20 protein-coding genes are annotated in these 22,942 nt (G+C 38.5%); 7 read left to right on the plus strand and 13 right to left on the minus strand.

Going from position 1 to position 22,942, the window contains the following annotated elements; translation table 11 throughout:
• Positions 1–62 precede the first annotated feature (62 nt).
• Positions 63–1,748 (plus strand): methyl-accepting chemotaxis protein, encoded by a 1,686-nt coding sequence (locus tag MKY13_RS17905; protein ID WP_339214257.1) that lies wholly within the window; start codon positions 63–65, stop codon positions 1,746–1,748.
• A gap of 144 nt (positions 1,749–1,892) precedes the next feature.
• Here MKY13_RS17905 and MKY13_RS17910 read toward each other — a convergent pair whose 3' ends face one another.
• The 3 genes from MKY13_RS17910 to pruA form a co-directional block, all read right to left on the minus strand.
• Positions 1,893–2,804, minus strand: coding sequence for a diacylglycerol kinase (locus tag MKY13_RS17910; RefSeq protein WP_339214259.1), 912 nt, complete (start codon positions 2,802–2,804; stop codon positions 1,893–1,895).
• Between the two features lie 168 nt (positions 2,805–2,972).
• Positions 2,973–3,530: a thioredoxin family protein gene (locus MKY13_RS17915; protein ID WP_339214261.1), complete on the minus strand. Its 558-nt coding sequence runs from the start codon at positions 3,528–3,530 to the stop codon at positions 2,973–2,975.
• 173 nt (positions 3,531–3,703) lie between these two features.
• Positions 3,704–5,248 (minus strand): L-glutamate gamma-semialdehyde dehydrogenase, encoded by a 1,545-nt coding sequence (pruA, locus tag MKY13_RS17920; RefSeq protein WP_191700918.1) that lies wholly within the window; start codon positions 5,246–5,248, stop codon positions 3,704–3,706.
• A 164-nt stretch (positions 5,249–5,412) separates the two neighbouring features.
• Here pruA and MKY13_RS17925 point away from each other — a divergent pair, with 164 nt between their 5' ends.
• From MKY13_RS17925 to ugpC, 6 genes are all read left to right on the plus strand, one after another.
• Positions 5,413–6,708: a sigma 54-interacting transcriptional regulator gene (locus MKY13_RS17925; RefSeq protein ID WP_339214263.1), complete on the plus strand. Its 1,296-nt coding sequence runs from the start codon at positions 5,413–5,415 to the stop codon at positions 6,706–6,708.
• A 305-nt stretch (positions 6,709–7,013) separates the two neighbouring features.
• Positions 7,014–7,988 (plus strand): proline dehydrogenase family protein, encoded by a 975-nt coding sequence (locus MKY13_RS17930; RefSeq protein WP_191700916.1) that lies wholly within the window; start codon positions 7,014–7,016, stop codon positions 7,986–7,988.
• A 95-nt stretch (positions 7,989–8,083) separates the two neighbouring features.
• Positions 8,084–9,571 (plus strand): sodium/proline symporter PutP, encoded by a 1,488-nt coding sequence (gene putP / locus MKY13_RS17935; protein WP_191700915.1) that lies wholly within the window; start codon positions 8,084–8,086, stop codon positions 9,569–9,571.
• A 114-nt stretch (positions 9,572–9,685) separates the two neighbouring features.
• The gene (locus MKY13_RS17940; protein WP_191700914.1) at positions 9,686–10,000 is read left to right on the plus strand and encodes a YbjQ family protein; all 315 of its coding nucleotides are present in this window, start codon (positions 9,686–9,688) and stop codon (positions 9,998–10,000) included.
• Between the two features lie 96 nt (positions 10,001–10,096).
• Positions 10,097–10,948, plus strand: a complete 852-nt coding sequence (locus MKY13_RS17945; protein WP_191700913.1) for a helix-turn-helix domain-containing protein — start codon at positions 10,097–10,099, stop codon at positions 10,946–10,948.
• 75 nt (positions 10,949–11,023) lie between these two features.
• Positions 11,024–12,106, plus strand: a complete 1,083-nt coding sequence (ugpC, locus tag MKY13_RS17950) for a sn-glycerol-3-phosphate ABC transporter ATP-binding protein UgpC (RefSeq protein WP_191700912.1) — start codon at positions 11,024–11,026, stop codon at positions 12,104–12,106.
• A gap of 55 nt (positions 12,107–12,161) precedes the next feature.
• Here ugpC and MKY13_RS17955 read toward each other — a convergent pair whose 3' ends face one another.
• From MKY13_RS17955 to MKY13_RS18000, 10 genes are all read right to left on the minus strand, one after another.
• Positions 12,162–13,022 (minus strand): ROK family protein, encoded by an 861-nt coding sequence (locus MKY13_RS17955; protein ID WP_339214267.1) that lies wholly within the window; start codon positions 13,020–13,022, stop codon positions 12,162–12,164.
• Positions 13,023–13,961 carry a GNAT family N-acetyltransferase gene (locus tag MKY13_RS17960; protein ID WP_191700910.1) on the minus strand — a complete coding sequence of 313 codons (939 nt, stop codon included), beginning with the start codon at positions 13,959–13,961 and terminating at the stop codon, positions 13,023–13,025.
• A 1-nt stretch (position 13,962) separates the two neighbouring features.
• On the minus strand, positions 13,963–15,537 hold the full coding sequence (locus MKY13_RS17965) for an FAD-dependent oxidoreductase (RefSeq protein ID WP_191700909.1): 1,575 nt from the start codon (positions 15,535–15,537) through the stop codon (positions 13,963–13,965).
• A complete protein-coding gene (locus MKY13_RS17970) occupies positions 15,538–17,061 on the minus strand; it encodes a hypothetical protein (protein ID WP_339214270.1) in 1,524 nt (507 codons plus the stop codon).
• A 73-nt stretch (positions 17,062–17,134) separates the two neighbouring features.
• A complete protein-coding gene (locus MKY13_RS17975; RefSeq protein ID WP_191700907.1) occupies positions 17,135–18,109 on the minus strand; it encodes a Gfo/Idh/MocA family oxidoreductase in 975 nt (324 codons plus the stop codon).
• Positions 18,109–18,738, minus strand: coding sequence for a peptide ABC transporter substrate-binding protein (locus MKY13_RS17980; RefSeq protein ID WP_191700906.1), 630 nt, complete (start codon positions 18,736–18,738; stop codon positions 18,109–18,111). The genes MKY13_RS17975 and MKY13_RS17980 overlap by 1 nt, the downstream gene beginning before the upstream one ends.
• A 9-nt stretch (positions 18,739–18,747) precedes the next feature.
• A complete protein-coding gene (locus tag MKY13_RS17985; RefSeq protein ID WP_191700905.1) occupies positions 18,748–19,800 on the minus strand; it encodes a Gfo/Idh/MocA family oxidoreductase in 1,053 nt (350 codons plus the stop codon).
• A 1-nt stretch (position 19,801) separates the two neighbouring features.
• Positions 19,802–20,806, minus strand: a complete 1,005-nt coding sequence (locus tag MKY13_RS17990) for a zinc-binding alcohol dehydrogenase (RefSeq protein ID WP_191700904.1) — start codon at positions 20,804–20,806, stop codon at positions 19,802–19,804.
• Entirely contained in the window at positions 20,784–21,863 is a 1,080-nt protein-coding gene (locus MKY13_RS17995) for a dihydrodipicolinate synthase family protein (RefSeq protein WP_191700903.1), read from the minus strand. Before MKY13_RS17995 ends, MKY13_RS17990 begins: the two co-directional genes overlap by 23 nt.
• Complete coding sequence (locus MKY13_RS18000; RefSeq protein ID WP_191700902.1) at positions 21,864–22,880, minus strand: NAD-dependent epimerase/dehydratase family protein; 1,017 nt, start codon at positions 22,878–22,880, stop codon at positions 21,864–21,866. It lies immediately after the preceding gene.
• Between the last annotated feature and the right edge of the window lie 62 nt (positions 22,881–22,942).

The following is a 22,942-nucleotide window of genomic DNA, read 5'->3' on the forward strand; positions in this document are numbered from 1 at the left end:
TTACCTATATAATTTAGCACATAGAAAGATTTAGAAATATAAACTATAAGGAGACCAAAATTATGTCAGTTCGAAAAAAACTCAATGTTGGCTTCATTATAATTGGAACTTTGCTGATTTTATCGATTGGTTTTGCTACCATTCAATTTTATAGAATTGGTAATGAAGTTTCGAAAGCGGTAGACGTACAAATGGCCCAGGTTCAACGTATTAATGAAATACAGCAGCACTTACTTTCCCAAGGGATATACGCCCGTGCCTATACTGTCGATCCTTCCCAAAAAAATCTAGACTTACTGACGGATCATACTTCACAATTAGGTCAATTAATTGACGAGGTACAAAGTGCAAATACATTACCTGAAGTTACTTCTATTATTACTAACATACAAAATCAGTCACAGACTAGTATACAGCAACTTGAACAGGTCACTTCTGCCGTACAGCAACGTGATATTTCAACTGCGCTTACAATAGTGAATGGAGACTATACATATTCTAGTACGTTTATTAGTGAGCAGGCAGAAAAGATCGAGCAAATTGAAGAAGCTGAATTAGATAAAATGGTGGACGGTACTCAAAATTTGATTTCTCTTTCGACTATTTTGTCAGTTATTTTTATATTTATAACAATTGTAGTAATTACAATTTATATGGTGTATATAAAACGCGGCATCACATTCCCTCTTCAAGTTATTACAAAAGATATAGAGGAAATCGCAAACGGCAACCTAAAAGTTACTCATAAATCTATTCAAACAAAAGATGAACTCGGAATGCTTTCACAAGCCTTTATATTGTTACAGCGTAATTTCGAAGAGCTATTAGTGAGCATTCAGCGTAATTCCGATAAACTTAGTACTTCTGCTGATGCCCTAATGAAAAATAGTCATAGTATTTCATCAGAAACAGCACAAATTAATAAGCTGATTACACATACGGCTAAGACAGCGGAAACGATGACAGTTGGGGCAAGCGAAAGTGCACTCGCAGTTGATGAAACTTCCCAAGGTATTAATTCCATTGCTTCAGCTACTCAAGACCTTCATAGTGGTTCTGTCGCTTTAGCACAGGCAGCCTCTGATGGTGTGAAAATTATTGACGAAGCGACACAGCAAATGGAAACAGTATATGAATCTACTCAATCCATTTCAAAGCTTTCCAATGTACTAATCGAACAATCCGACCAAATTAGTACAATTACGAATGCGATTACTAATATTGCTGACCAGACGAATTTACTCGCACTAAATGCAGCAATTGAAGCAGCAAGAGCTGGCGAGCATGGTAAAGGTTTTGCGGTGGTGGCAGATGAGGTAAGAAAGCTTGCTGAGCAATCCAAAAGTTCCGCTAGTAGTATAGCCGATTTAATTGAGAACATTCAATTCAATACCCAAAATATGAGTGAAGCAGTAGAAAATAGCCTTCACTGTGCGAATGATGGTGTCATCGTTATTGATCGTGCTGGTCAGGCGTTCCATTCAATTACAAATAATATTCATTCGATGTCAGCTCGTGTAGAACATATTTCTGCGACATCGCAACAAATTTCCGCAAGCTCAGAGGAGGTATCCGCATCGGTGGTAGAAATTTCTCAGGGTGCTGAAAAAACAACCGCTAATGTTGAACAAGTAGCAAATGCTACTAAACTTCAAGCAGAGGTCGTTTTACAAATGGAAGAGCTATCAAAACAGTTAGCAGAACAGGCTACACAGTTGCAGCACAGCATGGATAAATTTAAACTATAATAGAAGCCCTTCTCCTAACGGTGTAAGCTGTTAAGAGAAGGGTTATTTTTTATTAGGGACAGGTAATTATAACAACTAAACAACATAAAAAAACTTACAAGGGTATTTTACACATCCTTGTAAGTTTGGCTAAATTAGTTCTCTTTATTTATCGATTTCCCGTAAATCATCTATTGGCGCAAATACTTCAATATGACGTTTTAAGTTTTGGAATTTTGCAGGTGCATCTCCGCCGTACTCTCCATCTAAATTCAAGTGGACTTCCTGTTCAGAAGTTACGGAAACCCGACTCGCTTTTCGGTAAATGAGACGCTCGTCCGATAAATGTTCACCGCGTAAAGCAAGCGATGCAATTCGTATGAAATCTGCAATATTGCATTCCTTTAAAATCATTACTGTAAACAGACCATCATTGATTGATGCATCTGGGGCAATTTTCTCAAACCCGCCAACTGAATTCGTTAGTCCGCATAAGAACATCATGGCATTTCCTTCAAACACTTCTTCATCCATTTCAATTCTCATATGTGTAGCCTTAATTGAAGGAATCATTTCAATTGCTTTTAAATAATAAGCCATTTGTCCAAGCAGTGTCTTCATTTTACTCGGTACTTCATAAGTCAGTTCGGTAATACGACCACCTGCCGCAATATTAATGAAATAGCGGTCCTCATTTAAAATACCGACATCGACTGGGATAGTATCCCCGGCAATTATAATATCGAGCGCATCTTCTACATTTCGCGGTATATGGACCGCACGTGCAAAGTCATTGGTCGTCCCCATTGGTATTAATCCAAGCTTTGGACGTTTTTCGCATTGGCTAATACCTGCCACTACCTCATTTAAAGTTCCATCTCCACCCACTGCAATCACTACGTCAAATTCACGGCGTACTGCCTCTAATGCAGCTTCTCTGGCATCCCCTTCACAAGTTGTCGCATGACAGGAAGTTTCGTAGCCCGCTATCTCTAATTTTTCTAATACTTCTGGGAGGTGCTTTTTAAATGCCTCTCTACCAGAAGTTGGGTTATATATAATTCTTGCTCTTCTCATTTTGATCTCATCCTGATTAGTTTAATTTTCATTCTGTTCAAAGTATACTTCTCAATGTTTTACAAAAGCAACCATAGTTATTCGCTTATCTCTTCAATAATACGTTTAAAATAGAAAAAAGTTCCTACTATAATTATATAGTAAGAACTCCCTTTTAACACAGAGATATTATAAAACTGTATTTACTTTCTTTTTGAAATCTTCGTACACATAGCTCCAAAGCTGTGAGTTTTCTACATATTGTTTGCGCATGTTTTCGTATAAGTCTTTTTGTGCATCTTCAAATGTTGGATCTTCCTTCTCCGGCAAAGTTGCACGCATATCCATTACAAGCTGTTGCAATTGTGGTGCACGTGGCCCCCAAGTTGTAATCACTTCCCCGGATTCATTTAAAATTAAATACATTGGAATAGCACGTCCACCATTTGTTAAATAGCGGTCAATTAAATCTGTATCAGCATCACGTAAAGCTGTGCGGATATCTATATTTGCGGCTTCTGCCACTTTGCGAATGATTGGGTTGTTAATCATAGCATCCCCGCACCAGTCTTCCGTTATCGCTAATATATGGAGGTTAGCATTTTTCAACTGCTCAATAAAATCTGTATCTCCTGGTAGTACAAAGCTGTCATAAATCATAAAGCTCTGTTCTTTTAACTGGGACATTTCATTCATATAATCTTTCATCGAAATACTTTCTTCAAAATATTGCTGTTCTGTTTTCATTAATAAACCACCTTTCCGATAATTACTCTTATTCTGCCTTTTTTTATAATAAAAAGAAAGTTTTATGAATCAGTATAAAAGAAATTATTCTATACAAAAAACGCCTTCACGAGGCAATTGTGAAGGCGTTCTTACTATATTATAAGGGAATTTCCACTAACTAACCAATTTAATTAGAATGCTTCTGATGTTGTCTTTGCTTGCATGTGCAATGTTAAATAATCCGGGCCGCCTGCTTTTGAGTCAGTACCTGACATGTTGAAGCCGCCAAATGGTTGGTACCCAACGATTGCACCTGTACAGCCACGGTTAAAGTAAAGGTTTCCAACATGGAATTCCTCGCGGGCATATTCTAAATGCATGCGGTCATTTGTAATAACAGCACCTGTTAGACCGTATTCCGTATTGTTTGCGATATCAATTGCTTCTTCAAATGTTTCTGCTTTTGTAATTGCAACAACCGGACCAAAAATTTCTTCTTTCATAATTCTTGCTTCTGGATCCACATCAGCAAATACTGTTGGGTGAACGAAATAACCTACTGAATCGTCTGCCGTACCACCTGCTACTAAACGACCTTCTGTTTTTCCGATTTCAATATATTCACTGATTTTCTTGAATGCAGCTGAATCGATAACTGTCGCCATAAAGTTTGCATTATCTGACGGATCACCGATTGTTAAGGCATTCGTTAATTCTTCTACACGGTTTACGACTTGATCATATACATCCTTTACTATGACAACGCGAGAACATGCAGAACATTTCTGGCCTGAGAAACCGAATGCTGATTTCACAATTGATTGCGCCGCTAATTCTAAATCAGCATCTTTGTCGACAACAATTGTATCTTTACCGCCCATTTCGGCGATAACACGTTTAATCCACATTTGACCTGGGCTTAATTTAGACGCGCGCTCGTTAATTCGTAAGCCGACATCTCGTGAACCTGTGAAACTAATGAAACGTGTTTTCGGATGGTCCACTAAATAGTCGCCAACTTCTGCACCGCTTCCAGGTACGAAGTTTACGACACCTTTTGGCAAGCCTGCTTCTTCAAGCACTTCAATAAATTTATACGCAACGACCGGTGTAGTTGAGGCTGGTTTTAATAATACTGTGTTTCCTGTTACAACAGCAGCCACCGTTGTACCAGCCATAATTGCGAACGGGAAGTTCCATGGTGAAATGACAATTCCGATACCTAGTGGAATATAGTCGTAACGGTTGTATTCATTTGGACGGCTTTCTACTTTGCGACCGTCTTTCATTTCTAGCATTTGGCGACCATAGTATTCTAGGAAATCGATTGCTTCTGCAGTATCTGCATCCGCTTCATTCCAAGGCTTACCTGCTTCTTTTGTTAACCAAGCAGAAAATTCATGCTTGCGTCGTCGGATAATAGTTGCCGCTTTAAATAATACATCTGCGCGAATTTCAGGTTTTACTTTTTTCCAACATTTAAATGCTTGATCTGCTTCTTGCATTGCTTTTTCCGCTAATTCCTTGGATGCCTTTGATACCGATCCAATGACTTCCGTTTTCTTCGCAGGATTATATGATACAATTTTATCTTCTGTAGTAATGCGTTCGCCACCAATAATTAATGGATAGTCTGCACCAAGCTGTGACTCTACCTTTTTTAAGGCATCTAAGTAAGCTTGCTTGTTTTCTTCTACCGAGAAATCTGTAAATGGTTCGTGTTTGTATTCAATCATTTATCATTACCTCCGATATTAAGTGCATTATTTTTTTGCATAAAATTATGTTTCTTATTTTGAATTATGCAATATAATAATGCTTAAATCAATTATTTTTTCGCAATTACGCAAATTATCTCAAAACAATGACCCATGTTAAAATAAAAAAGGGGTGACTACATATGAACCAGTTAGACCTTACAAGTATCTTTGAATTTATGATTGAAAAGATAGAAACCGGTCTTTGTGCCATCGATGAGAATGGACGTGTTATTGTATATAACAAAAAAATGCGTGAACTCACTGGAGAAACATTAGAACAAATTACACAGCGCTTTTTATCACAATCACTTGACTTCAATTTGGAGCAAAATATGCTACAAAAAGTATTAGACTCCGGACAAAGCTATAAACATATTAAACAAACCTTTTGGAATACCTTAGGAGAAGAAGTCACTATGATGAATGACTATTATCCCTATACCCTAGATGACGGTACGAAAATCGCCATACAATTTTCGCGTGATATTACACAGCAGGAATTTTTAATGGATCGTCCATTGAGTCGTTACGGTGCACCGTTAACTTTCGATATTATTACAGCAGTTTCAAAATCGATGCAGCAAGTTATCCAGCAGGCTAAAATTGCCGCACTCGGGCGTATCCCAGTTATGCTAATTGGGGAACCAGGAACAGGAAAAGATATGATTGCCGAAGGGATTCACCATGAGCTTGCGGAGAAGAACGAACGTTTTATTACCCTTATTTGCCGTCGTAATGAAAAAACTTTGTTGACGCAAATTGAAAAGTATATTGCGGAAGAAAAAAATTACACTTTTTTCGCTGAGAGAATTGAATTTTTATCGGATGAAGCGCAAAACCGTATTGTAGAGCTATTGGAAGAACATAGTGAACGCAATCATGTTTTTATCGCAAGTATTGGTGAAGATCCGATTGATTTAATACAACAAGGAAGTCTGGCTAAAAACTTGTATTATTTATTTTCAAACTTAACGATACAGGTGCCGGCTCTACGTGAACGCCGTGAAGATATAAAGCCATTCGTTGATGATTATTTTGCCCGCCGAAGAATGGCATATGGAATCTCTGTGAAGGGGTTAGCTCCTGAAGTCGAGGAAATTTTCATGAGTTATGATTGGCCTGGTAATTTAAAAGAACTTGAAGTTTTACTTGATGATTTGAGCGCGTTACTTACAACAGAAGAATATGTAGAGCATGCTCATATTCCGGCTTATTTTAAGTGGAAACTTAAACAAGCAGAACCTGTTACATCTGAACAGCAAACATTGTTCGATTTTTCTCAAAAGAATTTACAGCCCCTTGATGAATATATGCGTAAAGTTGAAGATCATTATATAGCGCATGCACTACAGCTGAACAACGGAAACATATCCCAAACAGCTAAAGCATTAGGTATTCATCGGCAAGGTCTTCAGTACCGACTGAAGCGTAAGTAGCGGCTAATTTGGAAAAATATTATATTTTTTACCATTTGAAAGACCTCATTAATAGGTCTTTCTTTTTTGTTATTCAAAGTGCAATATATCATTGCACCAATTAAATTAGTGCATTTTATAGCATAAAATAGCTAAAAAAGATAATATAAGAAAGTTTTTTCGCACTAAATTCCATTGGTATTCCTCGTTTCTTCATCTCCTTCACATTGAAACACTTAAAATCTATTTCCATTTTTAAATATTTTGTTTTATACTCAGCTCAATAACAATAAAATTACTTTTTTTGTCCGGGAGGTTTATTCAAAATGTCATTAAAGGATTTTTTTATCGCACTTTCTGAGAATCAAACATTAAATTCTGCTGCCCAAAAGTATGGCCTAAAGTTCGGGGCGCAAAATGTCGTTGCAGGTACAAATATTGACGAAGTAGTAGCAAGTATTAAATATTTGAATGCGCAAGGAATTTCGTGTACGGTAGATAACCTAGGAGAATTTGTGTTTGAAAAATCTGCTGCCCTTGCTGCAAAAGAGCAGATCATCGCAGTGATTGAACGCATTCACAGTGAAAATCTAGACGCACATATTTCGTTAAAGCCATCACAGTTAGGGTTAGATATTGAATACGAATTCTGCTATGAAAACTTAATAGAGATTGTATCCCTGGCAAATCAGTATGGTATTTTTGTTAACTTTGATATGGAAAACTATGTACGTTTACACCCCTCGTTCGAACTGTTAAAAAAGATCCATGCTCAATACGATAATGTCGGTACGGTTATTCAAGCATACTTTTTTGAATCAGATGCAAACGTAGAAAAATATAAAGATTACCGTTTACGCCTTGTAAAAGGTGCTTACAAAGAAGATGATTCTGTTGCCTATCAAAATAAAGCAGATATTGACCGAAAATTTATCGAGCAGATTGAGTATCATTTACTTCATGGAAAGTTCACTTCTATTGCAACTCATGACCATAATGTTATTAATCATGTGAAGCAGTTTGTCGCTCAGCATAATATCCCTTACGAAAAGTTTGAATTCCAAATGCTATACGGTTTCCGTAAAGAGATGCAATTCACCCTTGCAAAAGAGGGCTATAACTTCTGTACATACGTTCCATTTGGAAGTGATTGGTACGGCTATTTTATGCGTCGATTGGCAGAACGTCCGCAAAATCTATCGCTCGTTACAAAACAAGTATTTACTAAAAAGACAAATACTATTTTAGCAGTCGCTATTGGCGCTTTTATAGCTGGCCGCTTTACAAAAAGGAAGAAATAATCAGAAGTGACGCCCAATTATAATGCGTTGACGATATATTTTAGTGTTATATATGCTGAAATTATTAAAATTCATTAAAAAAAGGAGCTGTTTGTATGTCTGATTACACTTATCAATTATTAGCCATTATTATTTACATGATTGCCATGCTCGGAATAGGATGGTATGCATTCCGAAAAACAAGTAACTTAAACGATTACATGTTAGGAGGGCGCGGACTTGGCGCGACAGTTACGGCATTAAGTGCTGGTGCATCTGATATGTCAGGATGGCTATTAATGGGACTACCTGGTGCAATATATTTATCAGGACTTGTTGAAGCCTGGATTGCCATTGGTTTAACAATCGGTGCTTATTTAAACTGGTTGCTCGTAGCGCCCCGCTTACGCGTTTATACTCAAGTCACAAAGGATTCGATTACGATTCCTAGTTATTTAGATAACCGGTTACGCGATAATACGAAATTATTACGTATTGCTTCTGGTATTATTATTTTAGTATTCTTTACATTTTATGTATCTTCAGGAATGGTTTCTGGAGGTAAATTTTTCGAAAGTTCATTCGGAATGGATTATCATACAGGACTGATTGCTGTATCGGCAGTAGTAGTTGCCTATACTTTATTTGGTGGCTTTTTAGCTGTTAGTTACACAGATGTTATTCAAGGAATAATCATGCTTGTTACACTAATTGCTGTACCTGTAATCGGGATTTTCGTAACAGGCGGCATTGGCGAAACGATAGATTCGATTAAGGCAGTAGATCCGGAAATGCTAAGCCTTCTTCCTGCTACTGCATCAGCAGCAGCTATCATTTCATCCCTTGCATGGGGACTTGGCTATTTCGGTCAGCCACATATAATTGTTCGCTTTATGGCTATCTCATCGGTAAAAGAAACGAAAAGCGCCCGCCGAATCGGAGTTGGCTGGATGATTTTAAGTCTATTAGGAGGAATTGCAACTGCATTAGTTGGTGTTGCCTACTTCCAGCAGCAAACAGCGGAATTAAAGGAGGCCGAAACAGTATTTATCGTTCTGGGCCAAATTTTATTCCACCCGTTCATTGCGGGGATTGTGCTTGCAGCAATCTTAGCGGCAGTTATGAGTACAATATCGTCTCAATTGATTGTTACCTCTTCAGCACTAATTGAAGATATTTATAAAGCATTATTTAATAAATCCGCGACAGATAAGCATTACGTATTTTTAGGTCGGGCTTCCATATTATTGATTTCAATTTTTGCTGCAATTGTTGCATGGAATCCGGAAAATACAATACTAGGTCTAGTAGCATTTGCTTGGGCTGGTTTTGGATCAGCATTCGGTCCAATCATTTTACTTTCTTTATTCTGGCGTAAACTGACAAATTATGGTGCACTTTCAGGCATGATTGTCGGTGCTGCTGTTGCTTTCGTATGGGGACGTACAGAAAGCTTAACAAGTATGCTGTATGAAATCGTTCCAGGATTTTTCGCGTGTCTTGTTGTAGCGGTAGTTGTAAGTCTACTAACTTTTAAGCCAAATTCAGAAATTGAAGAAGAATTCAATGAAACTCAACGTATATTAAAAGAAGAACAAAAATAATGTAGAACGGTATGCACTTTGAAAGGTGCATGCCGTTTTTGATTTTCTGAGATCAACGAAACCTTTTATGATTTTCCTCGTATATGTAATTATTACAATTAAAGGAGTGCTTTTATGTTAGTAGTTACAACAAATACAATCGAAGGTAAAACAATTGAAACTTATCATGGCATTGTATCAGGTGAAGCAATTATGGGGGCAAACATTGTACGGGATATTTTCGCATCTGTTACAGATATCGTTGGTGGTCGTAGTGCCTCTTACGAAGATAAATTGGCAGAAGGCCGAAAAATTGCCATTCAAGAAATGACTGATCGTGCACGTAGTATGGGAGCTAACGCTATCGTAGCTGTAGACCTTGATTTTGAAACACTGCGTGAAGGCATGATGATGTGTGTCGCTACAGGTACCGCGGTAACGATTCGATAATTATTGATAAAGTGATACAATAAAAGCGTATTTAGTTATATTCTCTACTAAATTCGCTTTTTCTATGCTTAATTTTGTATAAAAGGAGGCTTTACTATGCAACTTGCACAATTATTTCCTTCCCTAAAAATACATCACATATATCCGTCACACCAAAATTTTGCAACGTCTACCTTCTATGATGCTACTAATACATGTTGGTATGAAATTGCTAAAAGTGAAATAACAGTACGGGATTCCCTATTCCTAAAACATTTTTACACTGAATGTACTGAGCAAGTTGACCCTTGGCTACTTTTATTGACGCAAGGGATAGTTCCTAAGGAGACCCCCTATTCTTCCGTTCGCATATTACAGTATCATGCAAAGAAAGATGCGCATCAATTAAAAGATGCGGTTGAGCTGTTCTTTATGCACGATGCTTACTTACTAGAAGTTTCTACCGATACATTTTGGATTATTTTATTTAAAGACTACTCTCTGGAAGAACTAGAAGGATTTCTAGCAATACTGGAAAATGATTTTTATTTGCATGGACAACTTTTTATCGGGCAAATACTTCCGGTTTCCGAAATGCTTCATTCATCCTTTAAATCGGAACAAACAATGTTCCAATCCATTCAAAATCTGCAATACCAAACGATTTATACATTTACGGAAAGCTTCCAAAGCTTGCTGCCAATTCATCTGAACCTGCCAATGCAGCAATATTTAAAACATACATTGCACAATAATTTACATGAAGAAATGATTACTACAATTACAACATTATTTATCCATAATGGAAACATGTCCTCGGCCGCTAAAGAATTACATATCCACCGCAATACATTATTATATCGAGTACAGCGTTATTCGGAGGAGACCGCTTTGGATTTGAGGCGCAATGAAGACTTGCTATTAGCCTATTTAGCCGCTCAACTGCAAAAATTAACGAAATATTCTTGAAAATATTAAGCACATTGCACAAAGGCAGTCCCCTTTTAATCTTTTATAATATGAAAAAAGGGGGACTGGTTTTTTATGTTAGATTTTGATCATCTTGTAAAGCGTTATCCAGATGGCTATGTTGCCGTTGAAAATTTTCATTTAAAAGTTGAGCCGGGTGAATTTCTAGTTCTTGTCGGCCCATCAGGATGCGGGAAATCTACAACATTGCGTATGGTTGCTGGTCTTGAAACAATATCAGATGGTGAGTTACGTATAGACGGCAAACGAGTCAATGAGGTAGAACCGAAAGATCGTGATATTGCGATGGTTTTCCAAAACTATGCGCTATACCCCCATATGAATGTTTACGACAATATGGCGTTTGGCTTAAAGCTGCGTAAATTTTCAAAAGAGCAAATCGATGTTAAAGTACGCGAAGCTGCTGCTATTTTAGGGTTATCTGACTTATTGGATAAAAAGCCAAAATCTCTTTCGGGTGGTCAACGGCAGCGTGTTGCATTAGGACGTGCCATTGTTCGTGATGCGAAGCTATTTTTAATGGATGAGCCATTGTCGAATCTCGATGCAAAACTACGTGTCCAAATGCGTTCTGAAATTACGAAGCTCCATTACCGTTTAAATACAACAACAATATATGTAACCCATGATCAGACAGAAGCGATGACGATGGCCTCACGTATTGTTGTCATGAAGGATGGTGTCATTCAGCAAATCGGTACACCGCGTGAAGTATATGATACACCTGAAAACGTATTTGTCGGCGGATTTATTGGTTCTCCAGCAATGAACTTCCTCCGTGGTAATGTAGTAGGTGACTACTTCGAAATCGCTAATGAGAAAGTCCGAATTCCGGACGAAAAGCTGAAAATATTGAAAGAGCAAAACTATGTAAATCACGAAATTATACTCGGTATTCGCCCAGAGGATATTAACGATGGCAATAAACAGGATTCAAGTACCCTTGTAACAACGAAAGTACAAGTTAGTGAATTAACCGGTGCAGAAATGATTGTTTATGCAACAATTGCCGATCAGCAATTTGTCGGTAAAATTCATGCAGATGCGAATGTTGCTATGGGACAGGAGCTTCCACTTAACTTCAACTTGGCAAAAGCCCATTTCTTCGATCCAGCAACAGAAATGCGTATTCGTTAAATAACAGAATCACCAAAAAGAAGCATTCGGATTTTCTGAATGCTTCTTCTATATTTTATAGCAATGCTGCACCAATTAATCCCGCATTGCCTTTATTTAAACTGGCTTGTACTCGACCCTTTTTATGTTCAAAAAACGGCAAACTAAAGTACTGATCGACTAAATGAGAAATTTCCTCCACAATTTGCGGATGATGATTCATAATACCGCCGCCAAGTACAATGACATGGGGATCTACTAAAAGGATAAAACTATGAATCTTTTGGGCAATTTCCCGCTGCCATTTATGAATTAGTGGCACAATAAGTTCATCCTGCTTGTAATAACGGGCAAAAAATTCTGGCAATGTTTTCTCTTCTTTAGTATGATGCTGTAAAATCTTCAATAATCCTGGTCCAGCACATACATCTTCAAAAAAGTCCCCCGTGCTTGATAGCGAAAAGCCGATTTCGCCTGGAACTCCGGCACCTCTCATAAAATGTCCATCATGTATCATACAGCAGGCAATTCCTGTACTCACGGTTAAGTAAATAAATGTTTCCTTTTCAAAACGGCGGATTTTATATTCACCGTTAGCTGCAGTCATCATGTCTGTTTCCATAAAAACTTGCGCGTGTGGATACACCTTTTGAAGTTTCTGAACGAGCGGAAAATTACGCCAAGGCAAATTTTGCTGATGTACTACAAGTCCCTGCTTTAAATCTAATATTCCTGGTAATCCAACCGCAACTTTGACAACGTCGCCCTCTTCCCCTTCCAATAGCTTATTAAAACCTGAAATCATAGCTTCAAATAAAGTATCGGATTGCTGAGGACTTTTCACTTCCATTTGCTTTATTAAGTACTCCGGCTGTTCTTGCCTTGATAAAGCAAGTGCTAATTTTGTTCCACCGATATCAGCACTTAAAATCCACATTCAGTCCACCTTCTTTACAAAAATCCCGTAATTTTTCCAAACCGTATAACCTAGTTTTTCATAAAAGGCGATTAAATCTGTCCAATCAATAAAAAATGTCTTTTTACCGCGCTGTTGTAAATAAAATTCTGCTGCTTCGATTACAGCTCTTCCTAATCCATACTTTCTATAATCCTCATTTACCCCTAATGGACCAATACCGCCTAACTCGTCAAACTGCTCTGCCCAGTTATAGTTCGGCCCCTTCCAGGCACTATATTCGTCATTTATCCGACAGAAGCCAACAATCTTGCCTTCCCATTTCACAACGACATAATCTCTCCCCGTACCTCCCTGGGCAAAATAATCATGCGCTTCAAATGTCCATCGTCCCGGAAACGATTGTGCCATAAATTCTAATAACTGCTGTTGCTCATCCTTTTCTAATAATACAAATTCGACATTATCTTTTTCCGGAAGGGATAGTGGTTCAGTAATCGATTTTGTGAAGTCTACACTTTCAACAACTTGTTTAAAACCAAACATCTCTGCAAACGCCACACCTGCCTGCTGTGCAAGCGGGACGCCGCATAATAGATGTCCTAAATCCCCACCGATTTGTATTTTTTTCACACCGTTTTTCAAAAGTGCCTGTTCTGCAAATTTGTAAAGCTCCGTGCCAATTTTCTGCTGACGGTAGTCTGGGTGCACGAGCAACATTTGAATCCAACCATGTTCCTTATTTAAAGCAATTTCATGTGTTTCATGCCACATTTTTGCAATGACTACCCCAACAATTTTCCCATCCTGTTCCTTTATTGCGCTTCCTTCGTGTAAAACATACGGAGATTGCCATGTATTTTGTTCAAGCAAGCGATCTGTCAGCTTAAAATCAGGTAAGCACATATTCCATAAATTTATAATATCCTCGTGAAATTCCTGTGTTACTGGCTTTAACATTTTACTTCCCCCCAAATGTTTCTTCCATTCGACGTAGTGGGTCATCCACAAAGCTTTCGTCCCATTCCACAATGTGGCCTTGCTCTATTAGCTGTTGTTTTAATTGTTCATACGAAATGTCCTGTACTGGCTTACTTTCCCGTATTGCAGTAGCAACTGCAGTACCTGCCACTTGCCCGAGCATCATAAATATTGGCTCCATACGAATTGAACCATACGCAATATGAGAAGCACTCAGGCATACAGGAACAACTAAATTCACACAGTGTTCTTTTTTCGGTAAAAGTGCTCGTAAATCTATCATAAACGGCTTTACCGGTATTTGTATGTCCCCTTCATTCATTACACGACCATTTACAACAACTCGTCGACAATGGTGAGAATCCATATGAAATGATGCGACAGCAATTGGTTTTTCGCAAAATATACGCTGTAGCGCATGGTGTTCGGTCATCACATATTCGCCTATCATTCGCCGTGCTTCGCGAATATAAAGTTGCCGTGGCCAGTTGTCCGTATCGATGAATTCATCTGACGCCAATCCCCACTGCCTTACTTCTTCTTGAATAACAGACGGCACCTCTTCATCATTCGCCAGGAAGTACAGTAACCCCGCTACATATGTGACATGTTTCTGATACAGTTCTTCCCTTGTTTCATAATTCGCATCGGGGAATGCATAATTCATCCCGATAAAATCCGTTGAAAATGCCCCGTGGTTATTTAAATCCGTCTTTCCATTCATCAAAGGTGTATGTAACTTCATTGCATCCCAATGTCCTGCCTTTATATAGCGTAACAGTAGTGCATAATGGTTTCGCTCATATCCATTAGGTTTTGGGAAAGCTACTTTTTGATCCTTCGTTAAACAAATCCTGAAATTATAAGCTTGAATGCGATGATCGCCTGACCCATTATGCTCTGTCACATTATCTTCTGAAATCCCGTAGAGTAGTCCGCTTGATGGATTCCCCTCTTCTTTGTATGGATCAATAAAGCTTTCAAACTTATGGTGTTGTGTCCCAAATTGAACACCATTGTAAATTTCCTTATACACTGTGCCTGCTTCTCTTCCGACAATGTATTCAACACCTGCATGTGCTAACAAATCCCCTTCATAGCTTGCATCAATAAACTGCTTTGCTTCATAGGTAGTTCCATCTGTCATTCGGACTTGCTGAATACTTTGATTTTCCAATACAGCCGACTCAATAAATTGTTCTGTTTGAACATCAATCTCCTGCTCTTGTAGCCATGTTCTAAAAATACGCTCTGCTACATGCGGTTCAAAACGTACACATTTATCCATCCCATAATAGTTGGCTATCTCATTATAAAATTGCCTTGCTAAACCACCAATTGCCTGTTCCGCTCCTAAATCAGTTGCCCCCAAGCCGCTTGTCGTCATCCCCCCAATAAAGCGGCTGCATTCGGCAATACGCACACTATACCCGTTCTTTCTTAATGTGATTGCTGCTGTTATCCCGGCTGGTGTAGCACCGTATATTAGCACATCCTGATTAAAGTGTTGTTCTCTCTTTTCTTTTTTGCGGTAATAGTAAACCGATTCCCACATTTATAAAGCCTCCCAACGTAACTTTGTAGCATTTACCACTTGCTGTAATGCATCAACATATTTTTGAAGCGGTTCTTCAATTTGCTCCTGTTGCAGCAATTGTTCCATTGCGTTCAGTAAATCCAATACTTCACTTTTCGAGTTTGGATTTTTTGCCTCAACGACTCGATTAGGAAAGAAACTAGCATTATACTGACTATTTTGGGCAAAAAGCGCTTCGATTTTCGCGGCAAGCTCCTGCATGGATGACGACAGCAAATGAGGAACTGTTTCTACCCCTTCCCATAGAGAACGTGCAAATACGATATTATTCAATTGCTGATACTGTTGGTAATCATACTGCTCCATATGTGGTTGCGCCTTTGCTACTTTATGCAGTGGGACAACTAAATTGACCATCCCTTCACAGCCAATTTCCTTATAACGCTCTGTATCCATTTTTATTCGATTAAATAATAATGGGAAGAGCTCACTTAACATAAAATGATCACTGTAATATTCAAAAATGGTAACTTGTTTGTCTGTTGCCTTCCGCCAGTCCAGTAGGCTATCCCATGCACGCTGATCTCGCTGTGACTTAAAACTTTGTGCATAATTACGTCCCCAATACGCATATAGAACATTTGCAGAACTTACTTGATGCTCTTTGCGCTCAAGCATTTCCCAGCTTAGACCGGCATTATAAACAATATGCTCTACTTCTACTTGTAGATTTGCTGTTACTAAAGCTTGCTGAAGTTTTTCAGTAAATGCAATATATTGTGTTAAAAATAGTTTTGCCTCTTCACCTTTTGCCCCTACATCTTCCGGCCATAACGAAATCCTTCGTATAACAGGTTCAGTCTTGCAATAAGACACAATAACTTGAATAACAGCCTGCTGTGCTTTTTCATCTTGAAGAAAGTCATGGTTTTTAAGCGCATTGGCTGCTGTAAATTCCGTTTCCTCACCAATTAAATCATTTACCGCTCCATCTGTCGCTGACTTACCTGATACAGTAACACCATTAGCCTTTGCTACTAAATAGCGTAAACTGTGCCCGCCCAACGTGACATCAATACCGCGCTTTTTTATTTCAGGCAATAACGCTTCCTTAACCTCATCCCATAGAAAAAATGTAAAGAAGGCTTCATTTAAACCATTTTTAGTCCCCACATCCAGCATACTTTTTAAAAACGGGATATCATCAATTGTTTCGAATACATTTCCTCGGCGAGCAAACTTCGGCGTCCCTTCATAAGTACTTGAAAACCCTTCGGCAACTATTTTTTTTGGTTGATGTAAATCAAAAAATACAATGCCTTCTACTTTTTCGATAAATTTATACACTCCGTATAATAAGGAGCGGGGAGTATTCCCACGAAGTACATAACTTTCTTTAGTCTGAGTAATTTCAAATTCAATCCCATTTTTCGGTATATCAAAGTATTCAAAAATAACCGGAGTTTTACCTGTATAAAAGCGCTTTAGTTCCTCAAATGCAAATTGTTCAATTTCATTTTTATACGTCAGTTGCTGATTCATTTGCATCGATCCCTTCATCAATTACTTATTAGTTGAACAAAAGGATACCCAGTGCGAGTATCCTTTGAGGTTTTTATAGTATTACAGCTTGCTTTCTACTATTGGATTCATATGCAACTAATGCGATTTCTAGAGATTTCAAGCCATCATAACCGGAGATAAGTGGCTTTTCTCCATGCCTAATTGCTTTTAGAAAATCTACTATCAAATCAAAATCAGTATCATTTCCGCTATACAAATGTGTAAGCGACTTATTGCCCTTTCCGTAAAGTTGGAGCTTCTCATTAAACACATCCACTTTACGTGTTGCTTTCGTACCGATGATTTCAATCATCACGTCACCCCACGTCGGAAATTGCGGGAACCTTGACCAGCTAGCATCATGTGAAGCGATTACACCATTATCGAATACGATCGTCATAATTCCTGCATCATCTGTTTTAAGCTCGGTAAAATAATTGTTCGCAAATGCCGTTATTTCTTTTGCTTCACAATTCATATACCAGCGCATAATATCAACCATATGCACAGTATGATCCAATACTGCACCCCCACCTGCCAACTGCTCATCTACAAACCAGCCACCAGGATTTTGCCCCCTGTTAGTAGACCTTATTGCTATAATTTCGCCAAGCTCACCAGCTTCAATAGCAGCTTTTAAATCACGGATCGGTGCACTGTAACGAACTGGATAGGCTATTGAAAGATGCACACCGTTTTCCTCGCAAGCCTTGATCATCTCTTTTGCATCTTCAACATTCGTAGCAATTGGTTTCTCACATAAAATATGCTTTTTTGCCTTTGCAGCAGCAATCACCATCTCTTTATGAAGGACATTTTCACTGCAAATAAGAACTACATCAATATTTTCTGCCAAAAATAATTCCATATCGTCAAAAAACGGAACCTCATATTGCTTACTTGCTTCTTCGCCTCTTTTTGTATCTGTATCAAAAATAGCGGTTAACTTCGTATCTGGAATACGTTGAATTGCCGTCGCATAGCTCGTTGCATGGATGTGCGCAAAACTCATAATGCCAATGTTCATTATTGTTCACCTCTTTGTAGGAACTGCTGTATAGTACTAAGCTTTTTTTCGTACGATTCATTCCAATGAATAGCAAACTGAACAACTGCATCAATATTTTTAAAGAGGTTTCGATTATTATCCTTGTCACTGCTCATTTGCAAACTATCAAACTCTACAATATGCAGATGACTACTCCACTCAAATTCAATACGGTCATTACCTGATTGATATTCCAAATGAGCCATAATAGAATCCCCAAATTCGCACAGAACGATTGTATAATGCATTTCGCCGCCTTTATTCGAACGAACTGTCACATTTCGAACATCCCCAAACCATTCTGACAAGGCAAGGATATCTTCCTTTATATATGAAAAATTATTAGTTGTTCTCCGCAATCGAAGTACACCTTTTACAGTATCGTGCGCTTGCAATACTTGCTTTAGTTGAATGGCAAATGAATAGGACCATAAATCAAAATAGATGTTACCTTGTTTTTCTGATATTGAGAATGGTTGATATGCTTCTGCTGAAGGCTGCTGCAAAATTGTTACGACATTTGGTTCTTCACTATTCTCGGTTGTAAAGCGATACAGCGGAGAATGTGTTAGTAGCTGCTGATCTTTCTCCAATACTATCTTGACCATTATTATCACCTACAATTTGATTTCTTGGTTTGTTGCTGCTGATTCATAAATTGCCAACAACATTTTCGTTACTTCAACACCATCACTAACCGGTGAAATTGGCTGCACGTTATTAATACAGCAATCAACAAAGTGATTAATTTCATTTACAAAAGATCCGGCAAAATCAAAACTTAACAAATCAATTTGGGGAGTAATATTTAAAATCGTTTCATGTTGCTCCTTTATAATTGCCAACTCCGGCTCTACTTCTGCACCGCCATTCTCACCGTACAGCTTTACTGATATTTCATCCTGTTTGGCATGCAATGTAAAACTAACATCAACAAATAGAGAGGCACCATTTTCAAAGCGAATGAGTCCATTAGCTAAATCTTCAACGTCATTGTGCTCCGCATTATAGTCAGCCGCCTTATAAAAGGATAAATTTTCGATATGGGAGCGATTCCCCAGTTTCTTATACGTATTTCCTGATACGGACACCGGCTTCGGTTTACCCATTAAATACCAGCATAAATCAATCATATGCGTCCCTAAATCGATTAATGGTCCGCCACCTGATTTTGATATATCACTGAACCAGCCGCCCGGATTGCCTAAACGACGTAGGCATGAAGCTTTTGCATAATATATTTCTCCGAGTTCGCCTGCATCAATAAATTTTTTTAGGACTCCTACATTTGTTGCAAAGCGGCGTACATTGCCGACTTGTAGAATTTTTTTCGATTCTTTTACTGCAGCTTCCACTGCATAAGCCTCTTCCAGGTTCAGACTCAATGGTTTTTCAAGCAGTACATGCTTGTTTTTTTGAAGCGCCTGTATGGCAATATCTGCATGTGAATTATTCCATGTACAAATACTCACTGCATCAATTTGCTCATTCGCTAGAAATTCGCCTACTTCTGTATATAAATTTTCTACTAAATATTTTTTCCCTAAGCTATGCAGTCTTACTTCATTCGTATCACAGATTGCAACAATCTCTACATTGGGATTCTCAAAGTAAGGTCTTAAATGAAACTCCGAAATCGAGCCCCCGCCAATTACACCAACCTTTAACATTTTAATTCCCTCCTAAATATTCAATAATGGCTGTTAATGCCTCACTATTTTCCAACATGTTATATACATCCGCTGAATTTTTAAAAGGGATTTGCATTTGTACAAAGTCAGAAACATCTATCGCCTTTCGTTCCAGTAAACGAATATATGCTGCTAAATTACGTCCTTCTGTCCAACGAACATAATGATATGGGTAGTCCATTGCTTCTTTTTCATAGCGAGCATCATAACGACCTGGTCCGCCAGCTCTTGAAATCGTTACTATTGCTTCTTTTATAAACAATTGTTCTCGGTTGAATTGCGGTTCGACATCCCCAACAATTACAATCCTCCCCTGCTTTCGAACCCACTCCAGACTACGTGGAGTTGTTTCGGAATGCTTACCACCCGCGCATAAGAGTACAGCATCAACCCCATGCCCGTTTGTAAAGGTTGTAATATGTTGCTCCATCTTCATTAAATCTGAAAAAACTTCGATACCTGGTGTATGCTTTAACATTTCTGCTCGTTTTTCATTTGGCTCATAGCAAATCACGTCATAACTTGCTGCTGCACAAATTTTTGCAATCATTTGCCCAAGTACACCTAATCCAATAACTACAACCGATTCACCAAACTGCAGTTGCCCTTGCCGTATTGCGTGTATAGCAATTGTACCGTGTGCCGCAAACGCTGCATGTTGCGGTATTACATCTGCAGAACACTTAGCAACCAATGTTTCCGGAACTACAAGCTGCTCCATATGCCCAACATAAGGTGCACCGTAGCAAGCAACAACATCCCCTACTTGAATACCTTTGACACTTTGGCCAATTTGCTTTACCTTACCAACCGCGCTATAGCCGAGTTGACGTACTCCATCCTTGCTTCCTTCTATTAATAGTCGCTCCGTTCCTGGAGAAACAGCGGTATAGATGGTTTCAACTAATACTCCTGTTGCAAAAAGCTCGGGTGATTGTATTTCCACCAACTTTGCAACTCCATTATGTGCTTGTAAAGCTTTCACATTGCTCACCTGATTTCCACTCTGCTAAATTTTGTTTAACAAATGAGTCGTCGTGTAAATGCGGGTACATTTCATAAACACGCGTAATTTCTTCAGCCTGCCCTTCACTTAGCACTTCATGTTCTGCCAAACACCAATTACCTTTTAGCAAACCTTGTCTAGTTAATACTTCATTTATCCCTGCAATACTCCCTTTAAATGCATGTGCCGGGTCAAAGAATGCGGCATTTGCATCCGTTACCTCAATCGCCTTAGATAACCAGCTTGCATCTATTTGTGCGTTGTCCCTAATTGCTTTTATATCTTCAAAATATTGGACAGCTGTTTTTGTCCATACCGACCAATGCCCTAATAGACCACCAACAATTTGTTTTTTAACGCTTTCTCCATTTATATTAAATTCGTATTCTGTTAACAAATCGACGATGATATTATCATCATTACCTGTATAGAGCGCGATTTCATTTCGACGACTACTATTGCATACTGCACGAACAACATCGAGTGTTTGATAACGATTAAAAGGGGCCATCTTAATTGCAAAGACATTTTCAATATTTGCTAGTTCCCGCCAAAAATCATACGTTAATACACGTCCACCAACTGAAGGTTGTAAATAGAAGCCCACTACAGGTATAATTTTGGCTACTTCTCTCGTTCGCTCCAATAGTTGCTCTTCCGACTGATCCTGCAATCCTCCCATACTTAACAATGCTAAGTCATAGCCAAGTTTTTTTAATATAGCTGCTTCATTCAAAGCCTGTTCTACAGGACCACAAACACCGCCTATTTTAATGAAAGATTCAGGTACATTTGCTTTACTCATCTCGTCTATCGCTAAGGAAAGTACGCGCTCATATAAGTTGAATTGTGGATCGCGAATCTCAAACTGTGTTGTATGCACTCCTACAGCCAAGCCGCCAACACCTGCTGCAATATAATATTTCGTCAAAGCACGCTGACTTACTTCATCCAATGATTTGTCATCGTTCAATGCTAATGGGTGCGCTGGAATAAAGGCACCATCTAACAATGCTTTTCTTGCTGCCTCATTCATTTAAAACGCCCCTTTTCTCTCTTGGAAATGCGTTGGTTTATTTAATGTTGTTCCATCTAATTTTACCCAATTCGCAACTAGGTCCAGCATTTGCTCTATAGATACTTTTGGATAGCCGAATAATTTATGGGCATGGGCCGCTGTGTTTAATAGTGCTGTCTCCTGCTCAACACCGATTATTAAAGCTTCCTTATTAAAACGTGCTGCAAATTCTTTTGCTAACCAACGTACAGATAATGTTTCCGGCCCTGTAACATTCAGTATTTTCACAGGAGATTCACAATGCAGTAGTGAACGGATGGCATATTCGTTCGCGTCTCCTTGCCAAATTACATTGACACTACCCATCGTGACATCGACTGGCTCGTTATTGTAAACTGATTTTGCAATTTCCAATAGAACACCGTATCTTAAATCAATGGCATAATTTAGACGGAACATTAACATTTTCGTTTCGAAGCGATTGGAAAAGTTTGTGAAAATACGCTCTCTTCCCAAAGTGGACATTGCATATTCCCCAACCGGCACTGGTGTCACATCCTCTCCACAGTTGCCTGCTGCAACAGGAGTAAATGGATAGATGTTCCCGGAAGAAAATACAACAATATTAGAATCCTTATATTTATCTGCAACACGACCTGGTACGTATGTATTCATTGCCCATGTGAAGTGTTCATTATTTACTGTTCCAAACTTATTGCCTGCCATGAAAATAACATTAGGAATTTCCGGTAGCTGATCCAGTTGCTCTTCATCTAATAAGTCGCAAGTAATCGTTTCAATTCCTGCCGCTTCCAGTTCCTCCTTCATCTCTTTATTTGAGAATCTAGCTACGCCGATAATTCGCTTCTCAATACCGGCCTCTTGTGCCGCGCGCTTAGCCATTTTAGCCAAGGTTGGACCCATCTTTCCTGCTATTCCTAAAATCAGTATATCCCCATCAATTTTTTTAATATCCTCTACCAATGCTGCAGATGGTTTTGTCATAAATTCTTCCAATTGTTGAACCGTTTGCATAATGATCACCTCTTTTTAATTTGAATATTCTAACAAATTTCTGTAAAATTATTATACTATGG

The sequence above is a fragment of the Solibacillus sp. FSL W8-0372 genome (assembly GCF_037969735.1).
GTDB classification, from domain to species: domain Bacteria; phylum Bacillota; class Bacilli; order Bacillales_A; family Planococcaceae; genus Solibacillus; species Solibacillus faecavium.